Genomic DNA, 24,293 nt, shown 5'->3' with positions numbered 1-24,293 from the left:
CGATGCCGGCGGTGCACTACGGCATCGAATTCGAATACCTGCTGGTCGATACCCGTGGCCCGCAGGCCGGGCGCCTGCGCGACATCCACGCCCTGGACGTCCCCCGGCTCGCCGAGCTGCTGGCCGACAAGCCCGGCCTCGGCGACCCGGAGCTGGCCGAGGGCGACCTGGGTATCCGCAACGGCTACTGGTATCTGGAAGGCGACGAGCGCTTCGACCTGGAGGGGCGCCTCGTCGGCTTCGTCGCCAAGGGCGTGGAAATCCGCACCCCGCCGCGCCCGAGCGTCGCGGTCGCGATCGACTGTCTGCTCGACATCGAGCGCCAGCTCGCCGCGCGCCTCGAACGCGACGGCCTGGGCCTGGCCATCGCCGGCTTCGACCCGCTGCGCACCCGGTACGGCTACCAGCCGCCGCTCAACGCCTTCGAACGGCGCCTGCGTGCCGGCGACCGCGAGTACGAGGGCATGGAGCTGTCGATGCTGACCTACGGCCCGGACCTCAACCTGTCGCTGCCCGACTGGAGCACCCGGCGCAACCTCGACGCCGCGCGCAAGCTCAACTACTACGCGCCCTACATCGTGCCCTTCAGCTTCAGCTCGCCATACTGCGCCGGCCAGCCCTGGCACGGCTGGTCGCGGCGCACCTGGCTGCGCTGCGAGCAGCGCCCGGCGGTCAAGCTGTTCCTCGGCCTCGAAGAGTACGCCGAGCAGGCCGAACGCTCGCCGCTGCTGCGCCCGGCGCGGCTGGCGCGGGAGGCCGGACGCATCGAGTTCAAGGCCTTCGACGCCATGCCCTCGGTGGAACTGCTCGCCGCCTGCTGCCACCTGCTGACCGGCATCTGCCTGGCGAACAACCTGCGCGGGCGCAGCGAAACCCCGGACGTGGCGCTGTACCGGCGCGCCGCGCTGCACGCCTTCGACGATGCCGAGATCCGCAACGGCGCCCGCGCCGCCCTGTACGCCGCCGCCGAGGCCCTCGACCGCGCCGGCAACGAGACCGCCGTCGCCGGCCTCGCGCCCCTGGCGCGGCTGCTGTCGAGCCGCAGCACGCCGGCCCACGACCTGCTCGCCAACGATCGACTGTTCCATCCGGGCGGGCTGGCCGACACTCTGCCGCGGGCGGCGGCCTGCTGAGCCATCACTGCCGCTGGGCCGATGGCACCCTCTCCCCCGGCCCCTCTCCCTGAAGGGAGAGGGGAGAGAGCGGAGCTCCGGCAAATCAGTGCAGAGAGCGCGCAATCGCGCCGGGGAAGATGGCGAGAACCCGCCCCCCTCGCCCTCGGGGAGAGGCAAGAAGACGGCGGCCCTCAATCCGCCCGGCCGGCCTTCATCCGCTCCAGCAGGGGTCCGCACTTGTTCGGCTCTCCGCTACTCGGCGCGACGAGCGCGAGCAGGCCGGCCACCGGAGCGACGGCGGCGCCGAGAACCGCCATGCCGGCACCGCGCGCGATCAGGCCTTCGGCATGCACCCCCGGATCGGGGTTCTTGAAGGTGCCGCGCACGTACAGCGGCGAGCGCAGCGAGATGATCCGCACCCCCTTGGACTTGGGCACGATGTCGAGATCCATCGCCTCGCTCTTGAAGTCGACCGAGCCGTCGATATTGATCACCGCGTTTTCCGTGTCGAAGACGAACAGCCGCGGGGTCGCCAGGCCGTTCTTGAAGCCGACGTCGGCCGCCGCACAGTTGATCGGGACCTCCTCGTCGCCGAACAGGCGTTCGACGACGTAGCTGCCGACATTCAGTCCGGCGAGTTCCATCAGCGCCCGGCTGATGGTGCCGTCGTCGACCAGAAGCTTCAGTTCGCCGCCGACCGAGCCGAGCAGGGCGGCCACCGAGTTGCCGGTGCCTCTCAGGTTGGCGTCGCCGTTCAGCTCGCCGAGGCTGTCGCGCATGGTCTCGACGGTGGGGAACAGGCGCTTGAGTTCGAGGCCGCGGATGCTCACCCGGGCCTGGCCGTCCAGCGGCGTCCGCCGGCCGTCGAGGGCGATCGCGGTATCCAGGCGTCCGCCGGCGACGCCCAGGCGCAGCGGTTCGAGGCGCAGCCTGCCGTTCTCGAGATGCACCTGGACGGACAGATCGGTGATCGGCAACTCCTTGCTCCGGACGATGCGCTTGCCCTCGAAGCGCACGTCGGCGTCCATGTCGCGCCAGCGCTCGGTGCGGAACTCCTCCACCGGCAGGGCCTTGTCCGGCGGCTGCCCGGACTCCTCGCGTTTGGTCCCGGTGTCGGCACCGATCAGCGGGCCGAGGTCGCGGAACAGCAACTGGTTGGAGGTCAGTTCGCCGGACAGTTTGGGCCGTGGCTTGCCCGCCACGTAGGCGAGGTTGCCGTGGATGTCGCTGTCGCCGATCTTGCCGCTGAAGTCGCGATAGCGGTACTCGGCGCCGTCCGCGGCGCGCAGGTCGGCGCTCAGCCGCCCCTCGGTGGAATAGGCCGCGGTATCCGGCAGGGTCACGCCGATCAGCGGATGCAGGTCGGCGAGGCTGTCGCCCGACAGGCGCAGGCGCAGATCCAGGACGCTGAGCGTGCGTGGCGAGACCAGGGTGCCCTCGGCGCGCAGGCGGCTCTTCCCGGCGCGCAGGTCGACCTGCACGGGGAACGGCAATTCGCTGTCCTGCAGGGCCAGGAGCCCGCCGACCTTGCCCTCGCCGGAGAGCGGCTGGCCCTGGTAGCGGCCCTGCGCCTTCCAGGCGAAGGCGTAGTCCTGGGGCCGGCCGCCGCCACGGGCGGCGCGCCCGGCCTGCGCCTCGCCGACGATCTGCTCGAAAGGGATCGGCGCGCCGAGAGGCGTGACCTCCACCTGCAGGTCGGCCTTGAGCACCCGGTCGTCCAGACGCACCAGGGCCCGGTCGAACTGGACGGTGCCGATATCGAGGGTCCAGGGCGAGGGCTTCTTGTCTTCGGCCTCGTCGCCCTGCTCGAAAGTCCAGTTGGCGCGGCCGTCGGCCAGGCGCTGGAGGCTGGCCTCCGGCCCGCCCAGCGTGATCTGCGGAATACGCACGGTCCTGCCGAGCAGGGCCAGCGGCGACAGGCTCAGTTCGACCCGTTCGAGGCTGACGAAGCGCTCGCCTTCGGCCCAGTCCGGATTGCCCAGGCGCAGCGCTTCGGCGCTGATCCGCGGCCAGGGCAGCCAGCCGGACTCCTCCGCCGGGCGCCGCCAGTTCACCGCCAGGTCGCCCTCGATGGCGAAGGGACGCTTCAGGGCTTCGGAGACCTGGGCGTTGATCCGCGGCTTGAGCCGGTTCCAGTCGAAGGTCGCGACGAGCACGACGAGAATGGCGATCAGTGCCGCCAGACCGCCGAGCGCCCAGACGAGGATCTTTCCGCTACGCGTCATATCGTTCTCCGGCTGCCGTCCCCGCGGGCAGCGCTTTTCCTATCGACTGGCGAAACGCGGCGATGACTCCTGCGGCAACGATGAGCGGTCCCGGCCGGCACTAACGCCCGGCGGCAAAGTCGTAATCGATAGGGCGGGCCGGGAGCAGCCTCCGGTCCCGCCGCCATCACGGCCCATACGAGGAAATCCGCGCATGTCCACGCTGACGCTCCAAGACGGCACCACCCTCTTCTACAAGGACTGGGGATCGGGCCAGCCGATCGTCTTCTCCCACGGCTGGCCGCTCTGCGCCGATGCCTGGGATGCCCAGATGCTGTTCCTCGGCCCGCGCGGCTACCGGGTGATCGCCCACGACCGCCGCGGCCACGGCCGTTCGGAGCAGACCTGGGACGGCAACACCATGGACCAGTACGCCGACGATCTGGCGCAGTTGCTGGAGGCGCTGGATCTGCGCGACGCCGTGCTGGTCGGCCACTCCACCGGCGGCGGCGAGGTGGCCCGCTATATCGGCCGGCACGGCACGGCGCGGATCGCCAAGGTGGTGCTGCTGGGTGCGGTGACGCCGCTGATGCTGAAGACCCCCGGCAACCCCGACGGGGTGCCGAAGGAGGTGTTCGACGGTATCCGCCGGAGCGTGCAGGAGAACCGCGCGCAATTCTTCAAGGAACTGCCGGCCAGCTTCTACGGCTTCAACCGCCCCGGCGCGAAGGTTTCCGAGGGACTGCGCGACGCTTTCTGGCTACAGGGCATGAACGCCGGGATCAAGCCGGTCCACGACTGCATCGCGCAGTTCTCCGAAACCGATTTCAGCGAAGACCTGAAAAAGATCGACGTGCCGACCTTGATCGTGCACGGCGACGACGACCAGATCGTGCCGATCGAGGCCTCGGCCAGGCGCGCCGCGCAGTTGGTGCCGAACGCCGTCCTGAGCGTCTATCCGGGCGGTTCGCACGGTCTGGCGCAGATCGAGGTCGAGCGCTTCAACCACGAACTGCTGCGCTTCGTCATCGAGGGCTGAAAGACCCCGGACAAGGCAATGCCCGCCGAGGCGGGCATCGGCAAGGCGGCATCGGCGAAAGCGGGGCGGCCGGTCCGCCGCCCCGGCGATCGCGCCGACTCAGCGACCGGCGTGCTCGAACACCTCATGGTGGTCGTGATGGTGGTGATAGGCCTCTTCACGGAAGTGGGCCTCCCTGTGGCGTTCGATGGCCCGGCGCCGCTCCATGGCCCTGTGGCGCCGAATTGCCGCCTCCCGATGCGCCCGTCCATGATCGTGGTAACGCTCGGCGATCCGGTAGCGTTCGTGGTACCCGTCGTGGCGATGGTGCCCATCGTGATGGTCATGCCGATGACGATCGTTCTCGTGGGCGAGCAAATGGCCATTCGTGCCCACGGCGGCGGCGCTAGCCGCCCATGGATTGCCTCCCCTCGGCTCGGTGACGCCGGCCGCGGCGCCGGCATTGCGCTCCTGCAGGCTCGCCGAGGCCTGGCCCACGGCGAAGAAAGCGAACAGGCCAACGAGCATTACCCTGGTCATACAGCGTTTCATGGTCAGGCAACCCTCTATCGGAAAAGGCGATACGGCGATCGAGCGGCCGGAACCGGCGGGGCAGGCCCGACCGAAACGCTCGAAGGCACGTCTTATGCGACCCCGAGTTGGAACGAGAGTTCTGCTTCGAACTGCGCAGCGCGCCGAACCGGAGCCCGGTCCGGGCCCGCAGGAGCCCTTGACTTGGAGCGCACTCGAACCTCTAGGCTCCTCCCATGAGCAAATACCTGACCATCTCGCAGCTAGCGGCCCGTTTCGGCCTGAGCGCGCACACGCTTCGCTACTACGAGCGCATCGGCCTGCTCGACCCCGTGGGCCGCGACAGCAGCGGACACCGGGTCTTCGTCGAGAAGGACCTGCTCTGGATCGAATTCCTGCTGCGACTGAGGAGCACCGGCATGCCGATCCGGCGGATGCAGCGCTATGCCGAACTGCGCCGGCAGGGCGAAACCACCCTGGCCGCGCGGCGGCAACTGCTCGAGGAGCATCGGCAAGCGGTCGCGCGGCGACTCGACGAACTGGGCCGGTCCCTGGCAGCGCTCGACGGGAAGATCGACATTTATCGACAACTCGAGGACGAGGTGAGCGCCCGTGAATCTTCCGCCAATCGCGATCAACAACCTTCTTTCGATCATTCTGATAGGAGCGAGCATGACCGGCATGGCCAGCCAAACGCCCGAAAATGACCGCCGCGCCCGGGGCGAAGCCGCACTGACGGAAATCGCCGGCGGCGCCGGGCGGAACGTGATCGACTCGTTGCGGGACATCGCCCCGGAACTGGCCGACTGGATCCTCGACTTCAGCTACGGCGACGTCTTCTCCCGCCCCGGGCTCGACTACTGCACCCGGGAACTGGCGACCGTCGCGGCGCTGACGGCCATGGGCAATGCCCAGCCGCAGTTGAAGGTGCATATCGGCGGCGCCCTGAACGTGGGCTGCGAACCGGCGGCGATCATCGACGTGATCCTGCAGATGGCGGTCTATGCCGGCTTTCCCAGCGCCCTGAACGGCGTGGCGGCGGCACGCGAGGTATTCGACGACCGCGGTATCGACCCGCGCGCCGCTGGGAAAGGTTAGGGTCTGTTGCCGTTTCGCCGCGACCGCGCCGGAGCCGGTTTTTGCGCGGGGTTAGCACGAGACGCGAAGTCTGGTCGTCCAGATGAGCCGTCGAGTAACGACACACCGCGCAAAAACCGGCCCGGCCCTTCGGGTTGCGCGGGAAATGGCTCCCGCTGTCGTTGCAGGACTTGGCAAGGGAATGACCATTGCCTGCGTCCTGCGCAATCTCCATGGATGGAGTGAATGCCGCAAGCCCGCCGGGAGCGGGCGCGGCCTAACCGGGAGCCATTTCTCGCGGCAACGCGGCTTGCGCCGAAACGGCAACAGACCCTAGGCGCCCTCTCGTCGCTCGGCATGCCATTCGGAAAAGACAATGCCCGCCGGAGCGGGCATTGGCGAGAACGAGACGGCGGCGTGCGCGGATCGGCCGGCCCGTCGCGCCGTCTCGAGACTCAGGCCCGGTCGATACCGCGCTTGAGCGAGTCCTTCACGTCGCCCTTCACCTGTTGGGCCTTGCCCCGGGACTCCTGGGCGCGACCTTCGTTTTCCAGGGCCGGATCGTCGGTGGCGCCGCCGACGCCCTTCTTGATCTTGCCGGCCAGTTCGTTCGCATTGCCTTTGACTTTGTCCGAAGTGCTGCCCATGTGTCGTCTCCTTGTTTCAATGAGTGACACCTGAATGGACCGGCGCGAAGCCGCCATGGTTTGACGAGCCCCGACGAACGGTGCAAGAACCTAGAATCTCCGCGCGGCACGGGGCCGTTCGCTCCAGTCGTTCGCCAGACACTCGCGCATCCGAGCCTGCAGCCAGGCCCGATCCTGCTCGGCGCTGCGCGCCAGCACCCGCTGCTGGTAAAGCGCCAAGCGCCGCTTGCGCTCCATGGGCGAGAGCCCGTCCCAGCCGACGAACAGCCCGGCATCGTCCGCCACCTCCTCGAGGCTCGCCTCGGGACGGGAAGGCGCGCGCAGCCAGCGCCCCAGGCCGACCCCGACCATGAACAGGACAAAGCACGCGAAACAAACGAAAAGCACGATGGCAAGTATCATCAGCCGCCCTCCCTGGCATTGCATTTCGTAACAGTTCATTACGACATCGTTGCTGTGACAGTCGAACCCACCGAAAGTGCGTGCCCATCCGGCCCCGCGGACGGAAGGCCGACGGATGGGCGGACGGCGGCCTCGGTAGAATCCCCGCCCTGGTCGACAGATGGAGCCGCGTCGATGAAGCCCCCGGCCGCCAAGAAGATCGTTTCGCTGCTCGCCGGCATCGCCCTGGCCGTCGCCGGCGCCCTGTTCACGGATATCCGGCCTCCCGCCACCTTCGGCGAGGCGAAGCGAATCGCCCGGGACATCCATGCCGACGATCCGCTCACGTTCTATTGCGGCTGCCGTTACCAGGGCAATCGCATCGACCTCGCCAGTTGCGGCTACCGGCCGCGCAAGAATCCGCAACGCGCCGGCCGGCTGGAGTGGGAACACGTGGTGCCCGCCTGGGTCATCGGCCATCAGCGCCAGTGCTGGAAAAAGGGCGGGCGCGATCACTGCACGGCCAACGATCCGGTCTTCGCCCGGGCCGAGGCCGACCTGCACAACCTGGTGCCGGCGATCGGCGAGGTCAACGGCGACCGCAGCAACTTCGGCTTCGCCATGCTGGGCGGGAGTTCCGGCCAGTACGGGCAATGCCGGATGGTCGTCGACTTCCAGGCGCGCAAGGCCATGCCGCCCGAGGAGGTGCGCGGCGCCGTGGCGCGTATCCAGCTGTACATGCACGACCGCTACGGGCTGCGCCTGTCCCGGCAGGACCGGCAACTGTACGAAGCCTGGAACCGCCAGTACCCGGTCAGCGCCCGGGAACGCCGGCGCAACCGGGAAATCGCCTGCCGGATGGGCTGGGGCAACCCCTATGTCGGCGAGGTCGAGCTGTGGCGCTGCGGCTTCGCCGGGGCCATGACCGGCCTGCTCGATACCGCCCGGCGCCTGATACGGGACACTCTGGACAATCTTCTCGACACTCTGCCGAAGCGCTGATTGGAAGAGCCGATATCGGGCAGCTATTCTGCGAAATCGAGGGAGCCGCCTTTTATCACGCGGCGGAATGCCCGGCCGAACGGGCTCCGGCGAAGAAAATGCATCCGATGCGACGCGAGTCGGGCCGAAAAAAGCGGAACTGCCCGCACCAATGCGACTCCATAACAGTGAGTGTCGCTGATAAGGGTAAGCGAAGCGAGGCACTCTACTTGTTGTTTGCCTAAACGATTGGAGGTCGTCATGACTGAAGACAAGGGTAACAAAGGTAAGATGAGTGTAAGCGAAGCGGGGCGCAAGGGCGGTGAGACAACCGCCGCCAGCCACGACCGCGAGTTCTATCAGGAAATCGGCAGCAAGGGCGGCCAGCACAGCGGGGGCAACTTCAGGAACGATCCGGAGCGTGCTTCCGAAGCCGGCAGCAAGGGCGGCCGCAACAGTGGCGGAAACTTCGCGAACGACCGCGAAAGAGCCGCCGAGGCTGGCCGCAAGGGTGGCCAGCACAGCCACGGCGGTGGCCGCAAGAGCTGACCCGGAAAGAGCGGAGGCTCCGGCCTTCGCTCCTCCCAATGGCCAACGTAAGGCTGTTCCGGGCACTCGAGGTTTCCCTGGTGCGCAAGACGAGACACCGCCGGCGTCACGACCCGTTCGAAGGGTAGCGCTCATCCGGTACCGCACGCCCGCAGGCCGCAACGGCAACCGCCGCGTCAACGGATGCCACAGCAGGAACATGGCGGATGTCATGAACAGCCATGGTGACGCCAACCACGAGAGAAGTAATAGATGACCACTCACATCATCCACTTCACGGGGCCGATAAACTCTTCGACGTGCGGGCAGCTCATCAACAAATGTTCACAGGCGATAAAGCAGGATGCCTCCGAACTCACCATAAAGATCGCTACCATGGGCGGAGAATGCAGTTACGGCTTTTCTCTCTATAATTTCCTGGTTTCTCTTCCCATTCCGGTCAACACCCATAATCTGGGTACCGTCGAGTCCATGGGCAATATCATCTTTCTCGCCGGGCAACGACGCACCGCCTGCCAGCACAGCAAGTTTCTCTTCCACCCTTTCCACTGGACCATCCACGGTTCGGTCGACCACGCCAGAATGTCCGAATACGCCATGAGCCTGGATTTCGACCGGGTTCTTTATGCGCGCATCGTCGCGGAACGCACTCTAGGAGCCATGGACCCCCTGGACGTTTCCCAGTATCTGACCGCCGACTCGAAGATCCTGACGCCCGACGAAGCCCTCGCCGCCGGACTCATCCATGCCGTGGAAGACCCCGGCATGTCCGCCGACACGACCAGTTGGTGCATCCACTCCTGAGGCGACGCGAAGCGCTTCGCGCCGCCGCCGATAGAGTCCGGGGTCCTTGCCGCCGGGGCGTTCAGCACGGATTCCGCTCTTCCCACTCCACGTGCTCCGGCTCCATTTCGCCGGTTTCCCGATCCGTCACCACCGCCTCGTCGTAGGCGTCCGGCGGGATCTCGCCTTCGTCGACACCGACCTCGTGGTCCGGATACGATTGGGAGCGCCCCCGGTTCACGATGGGGCCGCACGGCCCCGGATACGACCTTTCTCCATCTCGCTCATGACTCATAGCCACCTCCGCCAGTTCCGGCACAAGTAGGGGTTCCGATGAATTAGAGGGACGCCGGGATCGAAGCGTTCGACGGACGCGCGACCGTCCGTCAAGAGGCCGGCTCCGGCATCCCGCGCCTTCGCGGATAGACTCGCCGGGGACAATTGCCCCCGATCCGAGACGCCATGGTCTTCCCTTGCGGAATACGGATCATCGCCCCGCCCGGCAAGCCGGTCCGCCCCGCGCCGGATGAAAATACCCGGCCCCGGAGACCGATCATGCACTACCTGTTCGTACTCGGAGCACGCGACCCCGAGATGACCATCATCGAGGACCTGGTTCGGAAAGTCGGACACGAGGTCGCCCATGCCATGGCCGGCGAACGACGGGTGCATGCCGGCAATGCCTATGCCGCCGAGCGTGCCTCGGCACGGCCGGGCCGGCATCGCGGCCCCGTCGTCTGGGTCGAATGCGCCCTGGCCGACGGCGGTGTCCCGCGGGACCTGGTGGTCGACCACCATCGCGAGGACGATCCCGGCTTCAGCATGCCGCCCGAGCGTTTCTGGGAAGGCGCCTCGCTCGGGCAGGTCTGCACCCTGCTCGGCATCGACCCAACCCGGGAGCTGCGCCTGGCGGCGGCCGCCGACCACTGCCTGAACGCCGCCTATCTCGGCCGCTGCCCCGGTATCGCGCCGGAAGAGATGCGCGCCTGGCGACTGGCCTCCCGCGCGGCCTGGCAAAAGCTCAGTCCCGAGGTACTGGCCCGACGCATCGAAACAGGCATCGCGCAGGTGCGCTCGCTCGAGCGGCTGCGTGTGGGCGGGTTCGAATTCGCCGATGCCATGGGCCGGGAGATACCGGAAGTCCCGGAAGCCTCCGCCATTCTCGGTATCGCCGTGATGTACAGCCGGGTCGAACCGCGTTCCGGGCGGACCAAGATCGGCGCCTTGAACGGCACCCCCGAGATGCTGGAAGCCTGGATGGATTTCGCCCGCGACGTACTCGGGCTGGCCGATGTCTACGGCAGTCCGATCCGGGGCTACGCCGGCGGATATCTGCGCGAAGGTCCGCGCGCAGGTTGACGATTGGAAGGACATGCCTGCTGCGAAACGCCCCCGCTCAATCGAGTGGCTCATCCTGCGGGATCGTCGAGACACTTGCCGGGCAAACGCCCGGGGCGACTTCGCACCTTCTCTTGTCAGGCCGTGCCCGAGCCTTGTCCCGGGCCGGAACTTGCAGCGTCCCGAAAGATTTCGCCTGCCGACTTCGAGAGGAATCGCTATCGGGAATCCTCGAAGCCCCTGTTATCTGTGGTTGCCATATTCACGGCAATAACATCGCCCTGTATTCACTGCCGACCTGGGGTCGTGTGAGCGGGCATCCGGCGAAGTTCGGGAAATCGCCTTCCGACCGGCCTACCGCTCAATGCGCCTCCGGCACGACCCTGGCCCCGATCGACCCTTACTAATCAAGTCGACTCGGCATAAAGATCCTCGTTTTCCGGAACGCCCGGCAACGACTCGTCCGGTGTCCATCGCAGCTCTATCGATTTGCTGTGGGAGGTATCTCCCAATATTTCGAGCAGTGCATGGGCGCGCACCGTCTCGTAGTAGGCTCTTTTCTTGAAGAACCTTGCCGCTCCCCTGTCACCGGCTTCGCCACACAATTCATTGGCGGTATCGCGATAGACATGTGCCAATTCCAGACGCCGATAAGCGCAACGTGCAAACCCATTCATATTCAGCCGACTCCAGAGCGTGATGGTGCGATGGACCGGTCAAGCCTGCCCGACCCTCAGTAGTTAAGTATTAAAATGTAAAAATTGCTCTTCCCGGACAGACTTGGCGACGAGCGGTAGCTTTCCAGTATTGAACTCTCGAATAATGCCCACATTGTCTACAAGTTTAACTTCGGTCATAGGTAAAAATTTCGTGCATATCGACGCGAAACGTGAAGAACCCGTGAAGAGCCATGCCATATCGATGCTCGATCAACAGTCCGATTACAATTGCGGAAATCCTCGATAAAAATATCGCGGCGAATACCGGAACCGAAGCTCTGGCTTTTTCGAATGGATCTCGAGCATTCCGCTTTCGGCCAGGCCCCATACTCAGCGGCCCCATGCGAAACCTGTCGGGACGACGGATTCAGGCAATTGCTCATGAAGTACGGTCGGGTGGAGAGCGGTATATTTTCCGGCCGATGAACAACGACGGGTATTACGCTGTCCTGCCACATATGTACCCGGTGCTCATTGGTCAGGTGTCGCCATGGCATCTTCGCCAGGGCCTGTACCGACTTCGAGGCGGAGCCGGCGGAGTTCGACGGCGGAAGGAGCATGAGCTGTCCGCGCTATCCTTCCCCGGCCCGGAAGGCCGGGGCTTGCCGCGCGCCGGGTCGATTGCCGAACCCGGGTGACACGGATAAGATGAGAATGTTTTTCATCTGCATGAATCTATCCCATGTCGAGTCCGACGAGCGGCAAGCTGGAATCCTTTTTCAACAGCCACCACCACTGGCTGCTCCGGCACGTGCAACGCCAGTTGAGCAACCGGGCCGACGCGGAAGACACCGCATCGGAAACCTTCTGCCAGGTGTTGAGCTCCCGTATCGACACGGACGAAATCCAGCAACCCCGCGCCTACCTGTCGACCATTGCGCGCCGCCTGATGTTCGACCGCTACCGGCGGCGTCAACTGGAGAAAACCTATCTCGACTATCTGGCCACGCTTCCCGAAGGGCTGGCGCCCTCAGCGGAAGAAAGAACGCTGCTGCAGGAAGCCCTGACGCTGATCGACCGAACCCTGGACGGCCTCCCGCTGGCGGTGAAAACGGCCTTCCTCTATAGCCAGATCGATGGCCTCGGCTATACCGAGATCGCGCAATTGCTGGGTGTTTCCGAACGCACGGTCAGGCGCTACATGAAACAGGCCTTGAGCCACTGCTACCTGATCGATCTTCCATGAACGAAAAACGGCTCGACCGGGCGGCGGAAGAAGCCATCGACTGGATGGTGCGTTTGCGCGCGGAAAAACCCGATGCCCGGCTGCTGGCGGCACTCGATGCCTGGATCGCCGGCGATCCGGCGAACGCCGACGCCTGGAGCCGTCTGCAAAACCGGCTGGGCGGGCCTTACGACACCTTGCGCAGCCTCGATCACCGCCTGCCCCGAAAGAATGTTCGCGCGATATTGCTGCAACCCGACACCAGCCGGCGCGATCTGCTGCGCACCTTTGCCGGGCTCGGCCTGCTGGGGGGCGGATTGTGGCTTGGCGCCCGTAGCCGTCCAGGCCAGGCGTTGTTCGCCGATCTGAGCACCGCTACGGGCGAGCGACGCGCATTCGCCCTGGACGACGGCAGCCGCTTGACCCTCAATGCCGAGAGCGCGGTGGATCTGGCATTCGACGACCGGCAACGCCTGCTGCTGCTGCGCCGGGGCGAACTGGTCGTCCAGGTCGCGCCCGACCGGGCGCGACCCTTCCTGGTCCGCACCGGACAAGGCGAAATCATGGCCCTCGGCACCCGCTATCTGGTACGCCAGGAGGCCGATGCGACCCGAGTGCTCGTACTGGAGCACAACGTGCGCCTCAGCCTGCCGGATGGGCATTTTCTCGATGTGGCGCAGGGCGAATCGGCCTTGCTGCACACCCGGCGGATCGAACGCCTGGGGGCGGGCGAAGGTTATCGGGCCGACTGGCTGGAGGGCCGCCTGAGCGTGCTGGACGAGCCGCTGTCCGCCGTCATCGACGCCTTGCGGCCATACCGGCACGGGCTGATCCGGGTCGCGCCGGAAGTCCGCCAGTTGCGGGTACAGGGCGTCTATTCGCTGGACGACAGCGAGCGGACGCTGCGGATTCTGGCCGAGACGCTGCCGATCCGTATCGACCGTTACACGCCCTGGCTGGTACTGATCGGGCCGGGCTAGGGAGAACCTCCGAACCGAACCGGCCGGCGGACATAAAAAATATTCTCATTCGTGTCCGCTTTTCATCGCCCGTCCCACCTATCTCCTGATTCCATCGTATGCACAAGGATTAGGAGATCCTCATGCCCTTCACCCGCTCCTGTACCCTGACAGCCGTCCTGGCCGCCGCCGTATCCTGCCTGCAAACGAGCGCAGCCATGGCGCAGCAGCAGACCCTGTTCTTCGACCTTCCCGCCGGCAGTCTGGCCAGTACGCTCAACGGCATCGCCCGCCAGGGCAACCAGGTGATCTCGCTCGATCCCGCGCTGGTCGCCGGCAAGCAGGCACCGGCCATCGAAGGTGAAATGACGACGACCCAAGCGCTCGAACGAGCCCTGGCCGGCAGCGGACTGGAACTGCGGATGACCGAAACGGGCGGCTTCAGCGTTCAGCCGATCGCGCTGGGCGACACCATGAGCCTGGATGTCATGCGCGTGGAAGACAACGCGCTCGGTACCATCACCGAGCAGACCAAGTCCTATACGCCCGGCACCATCGCTTCGGCTACTCGATTGGTGCTGACGCCACGCGAAACGCCACAGACGGTTACCGTTGTTACACGTCAGCATATGGATGACTTCAATCTAACCGATATCGATAAAGTTATAGAGCATACGCCGGGCGTGACGTTGCAACGCATGAGTAACTTTCGCTCTTTGTATTATGCGCGGGGTTATCCAATCAGAAACTTTCAATACGATGGCGTCCCGACTTTCGATGATAGCGTAAACTCGATGGGACAAACTTCAAGCGACATGATTCAATATGATCGCGTGGAGATTATTAAAGGCGCCAGTGGCCTGACTACAGGTGCTGGCGGCCCCGGCGCTACGCTGAACCTAGTGCGCAAGAAGCCCACCCACGAATTTTCTGGCCATGCTACCGCTGAAGCGGGTCGTTGGGATAATTATCGCACCGAATGGGATGTCGGTGGCCCACTCAATGAAAGCGGCAGTGTTCGTGGACGTATCGCAACTGCCTTCCAAGACAGACAGTCATTTCAGGATCATGCCAAAGAACAAACCAGAGCACTCTATGGAATATTGGAGGTGGACTTAACGCCACAGATGATGTGGACTATTGGCGGAAACTATGACAAAAGAATCCCCAATGGAGACATGTGGGGAGGCATTAGATTATTTGATAGCAACAACAAAGAGGTTGATGTATCAAGGTCATTCAACCCAGGAGCAACCTGGGCCTACAACGAAGAATTCAGTCATGCTTTTTTTACTCAATTGGATCACAGCTTCGACAACGGCTGGAGTAGTCGACTTTATTACACATTTCAAAAAAATGCTTATATTGGAAAATTGGGAAGCTTAAGTGCCACACCCAATGCCGACAATGGTAACACTACATTGCAGACTGGCTATTACCGATATAAAACCAGAACTCAGGCCCTAGAAGGCTATGCACGTGGCCCCTTTGAGCTTTTTGGCCGAACCCACGAATTGGTATTTGGATTTAGCGGTTACCACAACCACCACAAAGGTAAGGGGCGCAGCTATCTTCAGCTACCAGTAGACAACTATTGGGAGTGGGAAGGCCATATACAAAGACCGGACTGGGGAGCTATTCGATCCAGAACAGAGGATCGAATTAACCAGAGGGCTTATTATGCCAGCACCCGCCTCAGCTTGACCGATGATCTTGCCGTCATCTTGGGCGGACGAGTCACCAATTATCTTCGGGGCGGCGACAGTAATATGCATGAATCCGGCGAGGTAGTTCCTTTTGCGGGGATCACTTATGACCTGAATGATAATTTCTCGGTTTATGCCAGTTATACCAAAATATTTATGCCGCAAAGTGCCAGGGATGCAAATAATTCGGTACTTGACCCGGATGAAGGCGACAGTTACGAAGTTGGCTTCAAAGGCGAGTGGTTCAATGGCCGTTTAAATGCCAGCCTGGCTTATTTCGAGATTCGCCAGGATAATCGTGCCGAAAGCACTGGCATCAGAGATCCGGAGCTGAACTATCTTATATATAGAGGCGTAAAAGCCAAAAGCAAGGGGATTGAGCTTGAAATAACAGGCGAACTGATGCCGGACTGGAATATCCAGGCAGGCTTTACCCATCAGGTTATCCGGGAAGATGCAACCAATGAAAAGCTAACAACTTATCAGCCTGAAAACCAGTTCAAAATTTACACAACCTATCGTCTGCCTGGCATATTGAATAAACTGACCATCGGTGGTGGCGCAAACTATCAAGGGACTACCTGGTCTGATGGAACCGATGCCTTTGGTGGTACCCGACAATATAGGCAGGAAGCATTCTGGTTGCTGAACGCAATGGGGAAATACCAAGTCAGCGATAGTGTTTCTGCTACACTAAACATTAACAACCTGCTTGACAAGTATTATTACAGCAACTATGGATATGGTAATGGCAAAATGTACGGCGAACCCCGCAACATGATGCTGACCACTCGGTGGGACTTCTAAGAAAACGCCGAACAAACCATTACCGGATCGCCCTCTTAAAACAATGACGATCCAGGACATCAACTCCCAGAGCCCCATGCCGGGCTCGACAATAAAGGCTCGGCGGCTCTCCCATGCTGCGCGCGAACATGGCGCTGAAACTACCGGGGCTGGCATAGCCCAGGGCATAGGCGACCTGGGTGACGCTGGCGCCTTCGAGGAGCATTTCCACGGCTCGAGTCAGGTGAAGTTGTTGACGCCATTGCGAGAACGACAGTCCGGTCTCGCTACGAAACAGGCGCGCCAGGGTCCGGGCACTGGCGCCGACCTGGCTAGCCCATTCCTCGAGACTTCGCTTGTCGTCGGGGTGACGATGCAGGAATGCCGTCACCCGTCGCAGACGGTTGTCCCTGCCTTCGGGAATGAACAGCGGGGCGCTGCTCTGCCGGCCGATCTCGCCGATCAATACGAGCATGGCGCGCGCCTCATGACTGTCGATCCCGTAATCCCAGCCGAAGTCGTAGGCGGCGATGACGAGTTCGCGCAGCAAAGCGCCCAGATTAAGAACGCGGCAATCGCTTGGCAGCATTTCGCAAAGGTCGGTACGCACGTAGGCGACGGCCAATTCCGCGGCCTGCGGGTATTCGGCGATATGGTTGAGACCGCAGGGCACCCAGCAGGCCCGTCCGGGAGGGATGGTCCAATAGCCGCGCCGGGTCTGCACGCGCAGACCGCCCGAAGTCACGAACATCAATTGACCGCGTCGATGCGAGTGTTCGGGAATCCGTTGTCCCTTGGGATACCCATATCGCTCGGCCACGACCGGAAGCGATGAGCGATCGGGGTCGCGCCGCCCCGCCAGCGGCATGTCCGCCTCGCTGAAATGTTTGACCGGCTCGCAAAAGTCGTCCATCACGCCGCCACTTACCATATGGACGCGTCAATACCTATATGCACCGGATTTCCCGGAACGGCTCTACCCGACGAATATCGATCCCTCAAACGCTCATGCATGCCTTGCGCTTCGCGCCGAGACTTTTGAACCATGACAATCGCATTATCTCTTGGCATTTTCTTCGTCGCCGGTTTGGCCGGCGGTTTGCTGCTCGGCCTGATCGGAGTCGGCATGGCCCTGATCACCGTGCCACTTTTGATCATGGCTTTGCCGATGTTCGGCTTCGACCCCGAACATGCTCCCCTGGTCGCCCTGGCCACATCGATGGCGGTAGTGTCCGTCGGATCGGTTTCTTCCGTATTCTCCCATAACAAACTTGGCAACGTTGACTGGTCGATAGTGAGGATCGTTGTACCCGCCAGCCTGATTGGCGTCGGTCTCGGCAGCCTGAGTATCGATTTGTTTTCCGGCACGCTGCTCAAATGGTTGTTCTGTATCTTTCTGTCGATCATCGCCGTGCGCATGTTACTGCCGACGAAAAAGAAAACCGCGAATGACGCCATCGATACCACGGCGCCCTGGGTCTATCGTTCGGCCGGTGGCCTGATCGGTATCGCCGGCTCGCTGATCGGTGCCGGCGGCGGTGTATTCATGGTTCCCTTCCTCAACCGTATCGGCCATGCCATGCCCAGAGCGGTGGCCACCTCCACCACCATCGGCCTGCCGGTCACGGTTTTCGCCGCCATCGTGCACGCCAGCCAGAGCAGTCCGCCGGGGGATAGCGCCATGCTCGGCCACATCTACCTTCCCGCGTTCATCGGCCTGGGCCTGGGCAGCGTACTGACCGCACCGCTCGGCGCCCGTTTTTCCTCCAGAGTCCCGGCCGAACTGCTCAAACGCGTCTTTGCCTGGCTGCTGATCGCATTGGTGGTAAAACTCGCCCTGAGCGCCTGATCCGCCGGCGGCGTCGGCATCCGCGCGCCCACCGAAGCGGACCCGGCGGGACGGGGCTGGCTCCGAGGCAGGGAAGCCGTAGCGTCGCATGTCCGCCGGCAGTTCGCCGCGCCCTTGGCGCGGGTCGCGAACGAATTTGCTCCCGCACGAATCGACGACGCGCCTCAGTACTCCATGAACCTCAGCAGGCGCCGCCTCAGGCTCTCGTTCTCGGCCCGCAGACGCCCAACCTCGTCGAGCAGGTCCAGAGCCACGGCCACGGCCTGCCAGTCGAGTTCCAGTTCCCGCTGCAGGCGCACTGCCCGGCGCAGCCGACCCAGGGCGACGCTGTCGAAGCGCCAGTCGCGGGGGGCGCTGCCGCCCGGGTCGACGATGCCGTATTCGACCATCTCGACCAGGCTGGCGGACGGTGCCTCGACCAGTTGGCAACATTCTTCCAGGGTCAGTTGCAGGCTCAGGGTCGTATTCATGCTTGCTTGCTCCATTGACTGCGCGGGTCGAAGCCCGCCGCATCGCGCAGTTCGGCCCATAACTGGCGGGCACGCTCGTCGCTCTGCGACGGCATCACCACCTTCAGCACGGCGTAGAGATCGCCCTCGCCCTGCCTGCCCTTGAGTCCCTTGCCCCTGATGCGCAGGCGCTGGCCGCTCTGGCTGTTCGGCGGGATGCTCAGGTTGATGCGCCCGGACAGGATCGGCACTTCGATCCGCGCGCCCAGCGCCGCCTCCCAGGGCGCCAGGGGCACGGTGAGAATGAGGTCGCGGCCGTCGACATCGAAGATCGGGTGGGGAACCAGGCGGATGATCAGGTACAGGTCGCCATTCGGCCCGCCGTCGATACCCGGCGCGCCCTGGCCCTTGAGCCGGATGCGTTCGCCGTCGGCGACGCCGGCGGGAATCCTCACGTGCAGGCTCTTGGGCCGGTCGATGCGCCGGCCGTGCTCGTCGAAGCCGGGCACCGCATAGTCGAGCGGCTTGCGCTGCTCGGCAAGGGTCTCCTCGAGGAAGAGCGGCATCTCCAACTCGACGTCGCGCCCCCGCCGCGGCGGCCGCGCATGATGGCCGGCGCCCGGCCGGGCGCCGAAGATCGACTCGAAGAAGTCGGAAAAATCGCCGCCGAAATGCTCGTGCGTCCCGGAGAGGCCCTCCGCTCGCTGCCAGCCCGGCGGCATCTCGAACTGCTCGCCGGCGTGGCCGTACTGGCGCACCCGGTCGTACTCGGCGCGCTTTTCCGCATTGCCCAGCACCTCGTAGGCCTCGGCCACTTCCTTGAACCTGTTCTCCGCCCCGGCCTCCTTGTTCATGTCCGGGTGGTACTTGCGCGCCAGCCGGCGGTAGGCCGTCTTGATCGTCTTCGCATCGGCGCCGGGCTCCACGCCGAGAATCGCGTAATAGTCCTTGAACTCCATGGAAACTCCCCTGGTTGCGGGTCTTCTCAGTCTAGGCGCGTCGCCGGGGCCGGGGGATCGATGCGGATGGCGGTCGCGGGCGGGCGAAACGTCCCCGCCGCCCGCCTACAGACGTAAGTCGAGTGCCTGCAATGCCTCTCTTGCGTCATAGTGTCGCAACCTTATATATAGGAAACTATTGAAAGGCCTATGCATCTAGGAGGGGTCGATGATCGTCAATCCGATTGTTTCCATTGCCTTGGTCGTGGTTCTTCTGGGGTTTTCCGTGTACCTGGCGACCTGGCCGCGGCGTTCCGGTTCCATGCTGGATGCGCTCGACGACGACATGCCGCTCGCTGAAATGAACGGCTCCAGCCGGATCGAGTGCGAGCAGCCTCTGGTGCCGCATCAGAAAAAGCGGGGGCTGTGCGTGTGAGAGCACCGGCGCGGCACGGGACTCCCCCGCCGCGCCTCTCGGCTTTTCGAGCGGAGTAGCCTCCTGTCCGGGCTTTTGCCGATGCCTGGCGCAACGAACGAGGCGCCGTCCCCCAGAGCGGTCCCTGCGCAGGGAAGCCGCGAACCGTTCTCCACAGGAAGCCGCCGGGCCTACGGTTACGCCCGGCTGGTTTCCCGCGCGCCCGCGGGCGAACTTTCGCCCAGCATCTTCGCGATATCCGCCTCGTCGTAAGTCAGGGAAATGGCCTGATCGTCGCCACCGATCCTGTTGGAGTTCTTCAGGCCGATCCTCTGGGTGCCGGGCACCAGTGGAAAATGGTTCACATCGTTGGATATCTGCCGGACTTCGTAACCCTGCCTGACGGCGTTGGCATGCAGCCAGACGTCGTCATGCCTGGGACAACAGGCTATGAAGGCAGTCCCCGCTTCTTTCAAACGCCGCAGGAAAGCGGCAGGGTAGATGACTCCACCGACACCGAGGGCGAAATTCCGCAAATCGGCCTCTTCCTCCAGGCAGAAACGCCAGTTCAGGTAGGGCTCGATCCGCTCGTTGGTTATCTGTACGCGCAAGGCCTTGTAAGCGACAACGATTTCCGGCGTGGCCTCGTGTTCTTCATGCAGTCTTTTCAGCCAGGTCGGCGGATAAAAGGAGTCGTCGTCGGCCGTCACCAGAGGCCCCTCGATTTCCTCGTATTCGATGAATGGATAATATTTGGTATGCGGCCCGTAATTGTCGCACATGCGAATCTCCAGCCCTCTTTTCCGAAGCCTCCGCAGGGACTCCGGCAGGTCATCGAAGATTCGTGCGTCGTCGAGCCAGAGAATGATCCTGCCAGGCTTTTCGATGCCGGCCGCTATTGACTCTATCGCCAGATAGACCCGCTCGGTTCGCGTCGAATGGCTGGTGAGCGAGACGGTCACGCCACCTTTCGCACAGACCGGGTCCGAAGAAAATCTGTTTCTCAGGAAAAACCTACAGGCAAGCAATAGCCTTTCAATCTTCTTGATGGATTTATTCCGTTTCCTTGTCGTTTTTCCCGCCGGATGTGGAAACACTGAAAAGCCTCCGCTCATAGAACATGGTCCGATATGACGCCATGATCTCGGATCATCGACTCCCGAAACAGGAGCGCGTCCTGTTCATGACGGCCCAGACGGCACAAAGGTCCGAAGATCATATGACAATATCTTATAGATAGTCGCCAGGGTTGCACACAACCTTGCCGAACGAACGGAGTCGGACGATGGCTCTGGTCGAACGGTGGAAAGCAACGTGAAAAGTCGGTGAAGATACAGCCATGAAAACATTGGAATCCGATATCATGTCGACATGATCCGGACACGGCAGTGAAAAGCCCGTTGATCGAGGTGATCGGTTCTCGTTGAACATGCCATCGGCGTTTGAAACACGCGGCGAGAATCATGGACGTCTCGAGCGCCTGCTTCACAAGTCCGGGCTGATCCGATATGTAGCAGCATGATCACGTTAAAAGGCCTGTAAAAAATCGATGAAACTATCCATCCTAATAGTTGCATATGACTGCTCGATGGAGAACTCCGCAACGCTCACCTCCATCCTGGCCTCGAAGCTCGGATTCGACGGGGCCCGCTTATGCTTCTGGAACAACGGGCCTCACTATATGAGCCCGCTTCCCGGAACCCTCGCGGCACTCGCAGAGCGGTCCCTTGAGGTAAGCATCAGGCAGACCTGCCAGAATGCGCCGCTGAGCTGGATATACAACTATTTCATAAAGAATTTTCCAGGCGACCGATACGTAATACTTGACCATGACTCGATATTATCCAACGAATACCTCCAGCATATCCTGGCGAGGAAAAAGACCTTCCTGGGAATGCCAACCATCCTTGTCGAAGGGGAACCTCAATACCCACGTTCCAATCGTCGCTTCTCGCTCGGTCCCTATACGAATCGAGACGATGTTTTCTCGATAGGAAGCGGCTTGCTGCTGAGCCATGAAGCGACGCGATGCATCGAGAATGCATATGGGAATATATTCGACGACAATTTCGCCCTGTATGGAGTCGACATATCCCTCTTCAAACGAATCCAAAAGCTCGGATTCACCGAAAAACTCGAATCCCTCCCCGGCTTCGAACACTCCCTGTCCAGACTGAAATCCGAAACGAAAGAACTGAAACACTTCAGGCGAGTCGAAAAAAGCTATTATTTCGGCCTGATGCTGCGACATTATCCATCCGCCAGACGATTACGCATTTTACTCAAGCAGCTATTACGACTTCCTCTTGGTAGAAATAAGCTCCTCTTTAGGAAGGCGCTCAAGGCTTTCCTCACGGGCCGGCACGAAAGATGCGGACTGCCCCCATTGGAAAAGCTGATCCATTAAAAAGCTCGCTTCAAACACAAGTGGCGAACGGCCCGATCCTGCTTTCGACGGAACAAGCCCGCGAAAAAGCCGTTCCCTCTTCCCGGAAGCAACGGCTTTTCTCGACTCACTCGGGCTGTGCGAGAACCTTACCTCCTCGCCCTCCGAACTCCCTCAGCCAACTCCCGACACAAGCCCAACACATCCCCCACCGCCTGCTCCTTCGAGCCGGCCTTGGCAATGCGGTCGACCAATGCCGAGCCCACCACCACGCCCTCGGCCAGGCGGGCGACGCTGCCGGCGTGTTCCGGGCTGCGGATGCCGAAGCCGATGCACAGCGGCAGGTCGGTGTGACGGCGCAGGCGGGCGACAGCCTGTTCGACGTGCTCCAGGGATGCGGCGTGGGCGCCGGTGACGCCGGCCACCGAGACGTAGTAGACGAAGCCGGAGCTGCCGGCGAGCACCCTGGGCAGGCGCTTGTCGTCGGTGGTCGGGGTGGTCAGGCGGATGAAGTCCAGGCCCGCCGCCTGTGCCGGATCGCAGAGGTCCTCGTTATGCTCCGGCGGCAGGTCGACGACGATCAGACCATCGACGCCGGCCTCCCTGGCCTCGGCGATGAAGCGTTCGACACCATAGTAGTGAATGGGGTTGAAGTAGCCCATCAGCACCAGCGGGGTGGTCCGATCGCCTTCGCGGAAGGCGCGAACCATACGCAGGGTCTTGACCAGGTTCTGGCCGGCGCCGAGGGCGCGGATGTTGGCCAGTTGGATCGCCGGGCCGTCGGCCATCGGGTCGGTGAAGGGCATGCCCAGCTCGATCACGTCGGCGCCGGCTTCCGGCAGGCCCTTGAGGATGGCGAGAGAGGTTTCGTAGTCCGGGTCGCCGGCGGTGACGAAGGTGACCAGGGCGGCGCGGTCGGCTTGCTTCAGTTCGGCGAAGCGGGTCTGCAGGCGGCTCATGCGTGCTTCTCCAGTTTTTCCTGCATGTGATGCATCACGGTCTGCATGTCCTTGTCGCCGCGGCCGGAGAGGTTGACCACCATCAGGTGGTCTTTCGGAAGCCGGGGCGCGCGCTTGAACACTTCGGCCAGGGCATGGGACGACTCCAGCGCCGGGATGATGCCCTCCAGGCGACAGCAGGTATGGAAGGCCTGCAGCGCTTCATGGTCGGTGATCGAGCTGTACTCGACGCGGCCGATGTCGTGTAGCCAAGCATGTTCCGGGCCGATGCCGGGGTAGTCGAGGCCGGCGGAGATCGAGTGGGCGTCGATGATCTGGCCGTCGGCGTCCTGCAGCAGGAAGGTGCGGTTGCCGTGCAGCACGCCGGGCACGCCGCCGTTCAGGCTGGCCGCGTGCTTGCCGGTCTCGATGCCGTGGCCGGCGGCCTCGACGCCGACGATCTTCACGCCCGGCTCGTCGAGGAAGGGGTGGAACAGGCCCATGGCGTTGGAGCCGCCGCCGATGCAGGCGACCAGCGAGTCGGGCAGGCGCCCTTCCTTCTCGATCAGTTGCTCGCGGGTTTCCTTGCCGATCACCGCCTGGAAATCGCGGACCATCGCCGGGTACGGATGCGGGCCGGCCACGGTGCCGATCAGGTAGAAGGTGGTCTCGACGTTGGTCACCCAGTCGCGCAGGGCCTCGTTCATGGCGTCCTTGAGGGTGCCGGTGCCGGCGGTGACCGGGATCACCTCGGCGCCAAGAAGCTTCATGCGGAAGACGTTGGCCTGCTGGCGATCGATGTCGGTGGTGCCCATGTAGATCACGCACTGCAGGCCGAAGCGCGCGGCCACGGTGGCGGTGGCCACGCCGTGCATGCCGGCGCCGGTCTCGGCGATGATGCGCTGCTTGCCCATGCGCCGGGCCAGCAGGATTTGCCCGATGCAGTTGTTGATCTTGTGCGCGCCGGTGTGGTTCAGCTCTTCGCGCTTGAGGTAGATCTTCGCGCCGCCGCAGTGCTCGGTCAGGCGCTCGGCGAAATACAGCGGGCTCGGCCGGCCGACGTAGTCGCGCTGGAAGTAGGCCAGTTCTTCGAGGAAGGCCGGATCAACCTTGGCCCTCTCGTATTCCTCGGCCAGGTCGAGGATCAGCGGCATCAGGGTTTCGGCGACGTACTGGCCGCCGAAACGGCCGAACAGGCCTTTTTCGTCGGGGCCGGTGCGGTAGGAAGTCTCGGTCATGGGTGCTCCCGGAGTGTGCGGAGGGGCAGGTCGGCGCGTTTCGCAGTCCACTTGCGATGCTCACACGTTAACCAATGGCGCCCCCGCCGAAAAGCGATAAGATCACCCGAATATGTCAGGA

26 protein-coding genes are annotated in these 24,293 nt (G+C 63.2%); 14 read left to right on the top strand and 12 right to left on the bottom strand.

The genetic code is table 11. The annotated features are described in order from the left end of the window. Positions 1 to 2: 2 nt before the first annotated feature. On the top strand, positions 3 to 1,133 hold the full coding sequence (locus tag AVCA_RS01145; protein WP_236616328.1) for a glutamate-cysteine ligase family protein: 1,131 nt from the start codon (positions 3 to 5) through the stop codon (positions 1,131 to 1,133). 173 nt (positions 1,134 to 1,306) lie between these two features. Here AVCA_RS01145 and AVCA_RS01140 read toward each other — a convergent pair whose 3' ends face one another. Next, entirely contained in the window at positions 1,307 to 3,340 is a 2,034-nt protein-coding gene (locus tag AVCA_RS01140) for an AsmA family protein (RefSeq protein ID WP_012698927.1), read from the bottom strand. A 193-nt stretch (positions 3,341 to 3,533) separates the two neighbouring features. On the opposite strand from AVCA_RS01140, the gene AVCA_RS01135 reads away from it, so the two are divergent. Continuing rightward, on the top strand, positions 3,534 to 4,358 hold the full coding sequence (locus tag AVCA_RS01135) for an alpha/beta fold hydrolase (protein ID WP_012698926.1): 825 nt from the start codon (positions 3,534 to 3,536) through the stop codon (positions 4,356 to 4,358). Positions 4,359 to 4,457: 99 nt separating this feature from the next. Here AVCA_RS01135 and AVCA_RS01130 read toward each other — a convergent pair whose 3' ends face one another. Next, positions 4,458 to 4,877, bottom strand: a complete 420-nt coding sequence (locus AVCA_RS01130) for a hypothetical protein (protein ID WP_231876169.1) — start codon at positions 4,875 to 4,877, stop codon at positions 4,458 to 4,460. Positions 4,878 to 5,104: 227 nt separating this feature from the next. Here AVCA_RS01130 and AVCA_RS01125 point away from each other — a divergent pair, with 227 nt between their 5' ends. Both AVCA_RS01125 and AVCA_RS01120 read left to right on the top strand, forming a co-directional pair. Beyond that, positions 5,105 to 5,575, top strand: coding sequence for a MerR family transcriptional regulator (locus tag AVCA_RS01125; RefSeq protein ID WP_012698924.1), 471 nt, complete (start codon positions 5,105 to 5,107; stop codon positions 5,573 to 5,575). Next, complete coding sequence (locus tag AVCA_RS01120) at positions 5,550 to 5,966, top strand: carboxymuconolactone decarboxylase family protein (protein ID WP_012698923.1); 417 nt, start codon at positions 5,550 to 5,552, stop codon at positions 5,964 to 5,966. The genes AVCA_RS01125 and AVCA_RS01120 overlap by 26 nt, the downstream gene beginning before the upstream one ends. 434 nt (positions 5,967 to 6,400) lie before the next feature. Here AVCA_RS01120 and AVCA_RS01115 read toward each other — a convergent pair whose 3' ends face one another. After that, on the bottom strand, positions 6,401 to 6,592 hold the full coding sequence (locus tag AVCA_RS01115) for a CsbD family protein (protein ID WP_012698922.1): 192 nt from the start codon (positions 6,590 to 6,592) through the stop codon (positions 6,401 to 6,403). Positions 6,593 to 6,682: 90 nt separating this feature from the next. Then, entirely contained in the window at positions 6,683 to 6,994 is a 312-nt protein-coding gene (locus AVCA_RS01110; protein WP_050764409.1) for a hypothetical protein, read from the bottom strand. A gap of 174 nt (positions 6,995 to 7,168) precedes the next feature. Between AVCA_RS01110 and AVCA_RS01105 the strand changes: the two genes are divergently transcribed. The 3 genes from AVCA_RS01105 to AVCA_RS01095 all read left to right on the top strand — a co-directional run bounded on the left by AVCA_RS01105 (position 7,169) and on the right by AVCA_RS01095 (position 9,307). Next, positions 7,169 to 7,975, top strand: a complete 807-nt coding sequence (locus AVCA_RS01105) for an endonuclease (RefSeq protein ID WP_012698920.1) — start codon at positions 7,169 to 7,171, stop codon at positions 7,973 to 7,975. Positions 7,976 to 8,215: 240 nt separating this feature from the next. Continuing rightward, positions 8,216 to 8,503, top strand: coding sequence for a con-10 family general stress protein (locus AVCA_RS01100; RefSeq protein ID WP_012698919.1), 288 nt, complete (start codon positions 8,216 to 8,218; stop codon positions 8,501 to 8,503). A gap of 252 nt (positions 8,504 to 8,755) precedes the next feature. Beyond that, positions 8,756 to 9,307 (top strand): ATP-dependent Clp protease proteolytic subunit, encoded by a 552-nt coding sequence (locus tag AVCA_RS01095; RefSeq protein WP_041806859.1) that lies wholly within the window; start codon positions 8,756 to 8,758, stop codon positions 9,305 to 9,307. 61 nt (positions 9,308 to 9,368) lie between these two features. Here AVCA_RS01095 and AVCA_RS01090 read toward each other — a convergent pair whose 3' ends face one another. Next, a complete protein-coding gene (locus AVCA_RS01090) occupies positions 9,369 to 9,581 on the bottom strand; it encodes a hypothetical protein (RefSeq protein WP_231876308.1) in 213 nt (70 codons plus the stop codon). A 260-nt stretch (positions 9,582 to 9,841) separates the two neighbouring features. Here AVCA_RS01090 and AVCA_RS01085 point away from each other — a divergent pair, with 260 nt between their 5' ends. Continuing rightward, entirely contained in the window at positions 9,842 to 10,645 is an 804-nt protein-coding gene (locus AVCA_RS01085; protein ID WP_236616327.1) for a hypothetical protein, read from the top strand. 386 nt (positions 10,646 to 11,031) lie between these two features. Here the strand turns inward: AVCA_RS01085 and AVCA_RS24150 are convergent, their stop codons facing one another. Then, the gene (locus AVCA_RS24150; protein WP_012698915.1) at positions 11,032 to 11,301 is read right to left on the bottom strand and encodes a hypothetical protein; all 270 of its coding nucleotides are present in this window, start codon (positions 11,299 to 11,301) and stop codon (positions 11,032 to 11,034) included. A 724-nt stretch (positions 11,302 to 12,025) separates the two neighbouring features. On the opposite strand from AVCA_RS24150, the gene AVCA_RS01080 reads away from it, so the two are divergent. The 3 genes from AVCA_RS01080 to AVCA_RS24145 all read left to right on the top strand — a co-directional run bounded on the left by AVCA_RS01080 (position 12,026) and on the right by AVCA_RS24145 (position 15,980). Further along, positions 12,026 to 12,529 carry a sigma-70 family RNA polymerase sigma factor gene (locus tag AVCA_RS01080; protein ID WP_012698914.1) on the top strand — a complete coding sequence of 168 codons (504 nt, stop codon included), beginning with the start codon at positions 12,026 to 12,028 and terminating at the stop codon, positions 12,527 to 12,529. Continuing rightward, positions 12,526 to 13,488: a FecR domain-containing protein gene (locus tag AVCA_RS01075; protein ID WP_012698913.1), complete on the top strand. Its 963-nt coding sequence runs from the start codon at positions 12,526 to 12,528 to the stop codon at positions 13,486 to 13,488. Before AVCA_RS01080 ends, AVCA_RS01075 begins: the two co-directional genes overlap by 4 nt. Before the next feature lie 122 nt (positions 13,489 to 13,610). Further along, positions 13,611 to 15,980: a TonB-dependent siderophore receptor gene (locus AVCA_RS24145; protein WP_012698912.1), complete on the top strand. Its 2,370-nt coding sequence runs from the start codon at positions 13,611 to 13,613 to the stop codon at positions 15,978 to 15,980. Positions 15,981 to 15,999: 19 nt separating this feature from the next. Here AVCA_RS24145 and AVCA_RS01060 read toward each other — a convergent pair whose 3' ends face one another. Next, positions 16,000 to 16,827, bottom strand: a complete 828-nt coding sequence (locus AVCA_RS01060; protein ID WP_236616326.1) for an AraC family transcriptional regulator — start codon at positions 16,825 to 16,827, stop codon at positions 16,000 to 16,002. Positions 16,828 to 17,004: 177 nt separating this feature from the next. Between AVCA_RS01060 and AVCA_RS01055 the strand changes: the two genes are divergently transcribed. Further along, complete coding sequence (locus AVCA_RS01055) at positions 17,005 to 17,808, top strand: sulfite exporter TauE/SafE family protein (RefSeq protein WP_012698910.1); 804 nt, start codon at positions 17,005 to 17,007, stop codon at positions 17,806 to 17,808. A gap of 164 nt (positions 17,809 to 17,972) precedes the next feature. On the opposite strand, the gene AVCA_RS01050 is transcribed toward AVCA_RS01055, so the two are convergent. Together AVCA_RS01050 and cbpA are read right to left on the bottom strand one after the other, a co-directional pair. Then, entirely contained in the window at positions 17,973 to 18,293 is a 321-nt protein-coding gene (locus AVCA_RS01050) for a chaperone modulator CbpM (RefSeq protein ID WP_012698909.1), read from the bottom strand. Next, a complete protein-coding gene (cbpA, locus tag AVCA_RS01045; RefSeq protein ID WP_012698908.1) occupies positions 18,275 to 19,216 on the bottom strand; it encodes a curved DNA-binding protein in 942 nt (313 codons plus the stop codon). The genes AVCA_RS01050 and cbpA overlap by 19 nt, the downstream gene beginning before the upstream one ends. A gap of 208 nt (positions 19,217 to 19,424) precedes the next feature. On the opposite strand from cbpA, the gene AVCA_RS01040 reads away from it, so the two are divergent. Continuing rightward, positions 19,425 to 19,631, top strand: a complete 207-nt coding sequence (locus AVCA_RS01040; protein WP_012698907.1) for a hypothetical protein — start codon at positions 19,425 to 19,427, stop codon at positions 19,629 to 19,631. Between the two features lie 176 nt (positions 19,632 to 19,807). On the opposite strand, the gene AVCA_RS01035 is transcribed toward AVCA_RS01040, so the two are convergent. Next, positions 19,808 to 20,572 carry a hypothetical protein gene (locus AVCA_RS01035; protein ID WP_012698906.1) on the bottom strand — a complete coding sequence of 255 codons (765 nt, stop codon included), beginning with the start codon at positions 20,570 to 20,572 and terminating at the stop codon, positions 19,808 to 19,810. A 587-nt stretch (positions 20,573 to 21,159) separates the two neighbouring features. Between AVCA_RS01035 and AVCA_RS24140 the strand changes: the two genes are divergently transcribed. Then, on the top strand, positions 21,160 to 22,017 hold the full coding sequence (locus AVCA_RS24140) for a glycosyltransferase family 2 protein (RefSeq protein WP_236616325.1): 858 nt from the start codon (positions 21,160 to 21,162) through the stop codon (positions 22,015 to 22,017). A gap of 128 nt (positions 22,018 to 22,145) precedes the next feature. Here AVCA_RS24140 and trpA read toward each other — a convergent pair whose 3' ends face one another. Then, entirely contained in the window at positions 22,146 to 22,955 is an 810-nt protein-coding gene (trpA, locus tag AVCA_RS01025; RefSeq protein ID WP_012698902.1) for a tryptophan synthase subunit alpha, read from the bottom strand. After that, positions 22,952 to 24,172, bottom strand: a complete 1,221-nt coding sequence (gene trpB / locus AVCA_RS01020; protein WP_012698901.1) for a tryptophan synthase subunit beta — start codon at positions 24,170 to 24,172, stop codon at positions 22,952 to 22,954. The genes trpA and trpB overlap by 4 nt, the downstream gene beginning before the upstream one ends. Positions 24,173 to 24,293: the final 121 nt, after the last annotated feature.

It is taken from the genome of Azotobacter vinelandii CA, assembly GCF_000380335.1.
GTDB classification, from domain to species: domain Bacteria; phylum Pseudomonadota; class Gammaproteobacteria; order Pseudomonadales; family Pseudomonadaceae; genus Azotobacter; species Azotobacter vinelandii.
The sequence above is the reverse complement of the archived record's forward strand: the minus strand, read 5'-3'. Positions and strand labels throughout refer to the sequence as shown.

Coding starts and splice junctions, on each gene's coding strand:
- AVCA_RS01145 (WP_236616328.1), top strand. CDS start 3: ATGCCGGCGGTGCACTACGGCATCGAATTCGAATACCTGCTGGTCGAT.
- AVCA_RS01140 (WP_012698927.1), bottom strand. CDS start 3,340: ATGACGCGTAGCGGAAAGATCCTCGTCTGGGCGCTCGGCGGTCTGGCG.
- AVCA_RS01135 (WP_012698926.1), top strand. CDS start 3,534: ATGTCCACGCTGACGCTCCAAGACGGCACCACCCTCTTCTACAAGGAC.
- AVCA_RS01130 (WP_231876169.1), bottom strand. CDS start 4,877: ATGACCAGGGTAATGCTCGTTGGCCTGTTCGCTTTCTTCGCCGTGGGC.
- AVCA_RS01125 (WP_012698924.1), top strand. CDS start 5,105: ATGAGCAAATACCTGACCATCTCGCAGCTAGCGGCCCGTTTCGGCCTG.
- AVCA_RS01120 (WP_012698923.1), top strand. CDS start 5,550: ATGGCCAGCCAAACGCCCGAAAATGACCGCCGCGCCCGGGGCGAAGCC.
- AVCA_RS01115 (WP_012698922.1), bottom strand. CDS start 6,592: ATGGGCAGCACTTCGGACAAAGTCAAAGGCAATGCGAACGAACTGGCC.
- AVCA_RS01110 (WP_050764409.1), bottom strand. CDS start 6,994: ATGATACTTGCCATCGTGCTTTTCGTTTGTTTCGCGTGCTTTGTCCTG.
- AVCA_RS01105 (WP_012698920.1), top strand. CDS start 7,169: ATGAAGCCCCCGGCCGCCAAGAAGATCGTTTCGCTGCTCGCCGGCATC.
- AVCA_RS01100 (WP_012698919.1), top strand. CDS start 8,216: ATGACTGAAGACAAGGGTAACAAAGGTAAGATGAGTGTAAGCGAAGCG.
- AVCA_RS01095 (WP_041806859.1), top strand. CDS start 8,756: ATGACCACTCACATCATCCACTTCACGGGGCCGATAAACTCTTCGACG.
- AVCA_RS01090 (WP_231876308.1), bottom strand. CDS start 9,581: ATGAGTCATGAGCGAGATGGAGAAAGGTCGTATCCGGGGCCGTGCGGC.
- AVCA_RS01085 (WP_236616327.1), top strand. CDS start 9,842: ATGCACTACCTGTTCGTACTCGGAGCACGCGACCCCGAGATGACCATC.
- AVCA_RS24150 (WP_012698915.1), bottom strand. CDS start 11,301: ATGAATGGGTTTGCACGTTGCGCTTATCGGCGTCTGGAATTGGCACAT.
- AVCA_RS01080 (WP_012698914.1), top strand. CDS start 12,026: ATGTCGAGTCCGACGAGCGGCAAGCTGGAATCCTTTTTCAACAGCCAC.
- AVCA_RS01075 (WP_012698913.1), top strand. CDS start 12,526: ATGAACGAAAAACGGCTCGACCGGGCGGCGGAAGAAGCCATCGACTGG.
- AVCA_RS24145 (WP_012698912.1), top strand. CDS start 13,611: ATGCCCTTCACCCGCTCCTGTACCCTGACAGCCGTCCTGGCCGCCGCC.
- AVCA_RS01060 (WP_236616326.1), bottom strand. CDS start 16,827: ATGCCGCTGGCGGGGCGGCGCGACCCCGATCGCTCATCGCTTCCGGTC.
- AVCA_RS01055 (WP_012698910.1), top strand. CDS start 17,005: ATGACAATCGCATTATCTCTTGGCATTTTCTTCGTCGCCGGTTTGGCC.
- AVCA_RS01050 (WP_012698909.1), bottom strand. CDS start 18,293: ATGGAGCAAGCAAGCATGAATACGACCCTGAGCCTGCAACTGACCCTG.
- cbpA (WP_012698908.1), bottom strand. CDS start 19,216: ATGGAGTTCAAGGACTATTACGCGATTCTCGGCGTGGAGCCCGGCGCC.
- AVCA_RS01040 (WP_012698907.1), top strand. CDS start 19,425: ATGATCGTCAATCCGATTGTTTCCATTGCCTTGGTCGTGGTTCTTCTG.
- AVCA_RS24140 (WP_236616325.1), top strand. CDS start 21,160: ATGAAACTATCCATCCTAATAGTTGCATATGACTGCTCGATGGAGAAC.
- trpA (WP_012698902.1), bottom strand. CDS start 22,955: ATGAGCCGCCTGCAGACCCGCTTCGCCGAACTGAAGCAAGCCGACCGC.
- trpB (WP_012698901.1), bottom strand. CDS start 24,172: ATGACCGAGACTTCCTACCGCACCGGCCCCGACGAAAAAGGCCTGTTC.